A 2,669-nucleotide genomic window follows, 5' to 3' on the forward strand; every position below is an offset into this window, starting at 1 on the left:
GCATTATTCTTCAGATAGAGAAAAACTATTAAAAAAATATTATTCAATCAGTCACTTCAATTTTTCCAATGCCATTTTGGAGTTCATAGTGAATGAATATCACTTAAACAATCCCATTTTCATTCAATATTTTAGCTTCTTGCAGGCTCAACCTATACGTTATAATTTTTATAAAATTGTAACAAATAAGGCTAACCAGCTTGCGGTCGTCTCAGCACTTTCGGGATTCAAGACATTCAATTATATTGAAAAGCTCATTAAAGGTCAAGAAGTGCCAATCAGTGGACCTAACTTTTTTCAAATGAAATTGAAAGTTGGGTACCTTATGAGTATGGAACAATATCAATCGGCAAATAATGAGATTTCGAATTACTCAAATAATTTTAAGCCAGCAAATGCTCCTGCATTTATAGATACTTGGATTGCAAAGAACGCAGTAAAATGTTTTATCAAGCTTAAAGAATTTTCCAAGGCGGCAGATTTGATTGTTGATAGTTTCTTTGAATCAGACAACGCTTTTGATCATTTTTATGATTCTGAACTTTTCACCGCCCTCTCAGAATCTGATGAAGCTATTGAGCAAACTAATATATCTGTTCCGATACTTTTTCAAATATACAGTCAGCCTAATTCAGTTATTTATGATGCTATTGCAAACTTCCTTATTAAATATGACCTCTATAAACCTACAGAAATTTTAAAAAATGCAAAGAGTTTTGATAGTGAAAGATTTAATTTTCTTCTTGAAAAGTGTTTTATTAAAGAAAATATCGAAGACTCACCTTTTTTAAATAGTATCGAGGAATTAGAAGGTGAGCGCATCGAAATACTAAATTATCTTAAAGAAATTGATGACGATAATCAGGAGCGTTATAATGAAGAAATTCTTAAGATTACCAGAGAAGCAAGTATCCGTAAGGGGCTTATGCAGATTCATGAAAGCCGCATTTATGTAGATACAAGTAGTTTAAGCAAAAGCCTTAAAATCCAACAGAGGGAAATTTTTGACAGATACCTGGATTTTAATTCGGTTAGCGATGGCCAGGCATATGCTAGAAAATTAGGTGACGAGGTAACCGTAGCAGACATCATTTATTATTTTAGACATCCAATAGATGCCACTATTCTGCCTGTTTATGAAATGCTCTATGATTATCGTCTGGACCCTAATGTAGTTGTTGTGCCATTTATCAAGTATAAGTTTTTTCAATCACTATTTGAAGATATAAAAAAGGCATTTGTTTTTGATGAGGATTATGGGTTTAAAAGCTTTTTAAGTATGCGAATAAGACATGGAACATTTTCAAATGTTCTTCGTACCGTTTTTGATAAATTTCACCTAATAGCTTCAAAGGACTCATTGCTTCAGAATTACGGAGAAATCGAATTTTGGAACCAGACTTTTCAAGATAAGCAAAAAAATAAGCGGCTTCAAAACTGCCTTGCGGTATTTTCGGAGAAGATTGATAGTTTGATTGACGAGGGTCTGTCTTGGGTTAAAGTTCGTTCACATGAAAATGGGATGATCACAGGAATGTTTGATTTTTCTTTCTCGGCTTCAGAGATGTTCAACATCTATCGTAACAGAATTGGGAGGCTTATTGATTTTCAGGCATTTATTGATGAGGTCTTTGATACCTTATATGAAAAATTGGAAAAGAATTTAGAATGGCTTAGAGATAACATAACTGCTGTTTTAACTCCTAGACTACTGGAACTGTTAACATTATTACAAAAGGAAATTGAAGCTATAAGCTTTGACGAAAGTGGCAACCATCTCTTATTAAAGCATATTGTAGATTGCAGTACCGAAGTGCAGGTAGTTACTAGCCAAATGACAAATTGGTTCAAAATTTCGAAAAATCAATATATTGAAGAATTCCCGATTGATTTAAGTCTTCAGGCAATCATAGATTATATGAATAGTATAAACCAAAATGCCCTACATAAAGCAGAACTTAAAATTAAAAATACTTTTGAAGAACGTATTAAAGGAAAATATTTCGAATCCTTTGGTGATATCTTTATAAATCTTTTTGATAATGCTATTTATAAAAATCGTGATCTTGATGAAAAGCTACGTATTCATATAGCTATTTTTGAGAGAGACGGACTTTTAAAAATCAACTTTAAAAACAATATTTCGAAGCAAAAAGATTTAAAAGAACTTGAAAGAAAAATTGCAGAAGCAAAGATAAAAATTAAAAATTATCAAAATGGCTCGACAGTGAGTTTTGAAAAAGGTTCAGGATACCTGAAACTTTGTAAATCAATCGCCGTAGATTTGGGTCGCAGGGATTATAATATTGAACCTCGATATGAAAATTTTGAATTTGAAGTAGAGATTTCTTTTGACCTAAATACCTTATATCATGACAGGATTACTAATTGAGGATGACCCAGCCAAAGCTGAAAAGATTATCTTATTTATCAAAGAATTTTTCCCCGCTGTACAATTATTGAGTAGAATGTCTTATCAAAGCGGCTTAAAGGCTATTTTTGAAACTGAATTCGATTTCATTCTACTTGATATGAGTTTACCAACTTATGATCAAGGTCAGGGCAATTTTTCAGGTAAACCAAAAGGTTATGGTGGGCGTGATATTTTGAAAGAAATGAAACGCTACCGTAAACATTCGCGAGTAAAAGTTATTACTCAATACAATGAA

At 32.3% G+C, this 2,669-nt stretch carries 2 protein-coding genes; both read left to right on the forward strand.

Annotation, left to right across the window (positions count from 1 at the left end):
• Positions 1 to 2,392 (forward strand): hypothetical protein (locus AC1DND_RS25150; RefSeq protein ID WP_477585274.1); only part of this gene is annotated, 2,392 nt, incomplete at its 5' end.
• Positions 2,373 to 2,669, forward strand: a 297-nt coding sequence (locus tag AC1DND_RS25155; RefSeq protein WP_477585275.1) for a response regulator, incomplete at its 3' end; no start/stop codon positions are given. The genes AC1DND_RS25150 and AC1DND_RS25155, both read left to right, overlap by 20 nt.

This window comes from Pedobacter sp. 01N416, assembly GCF_056399685.1.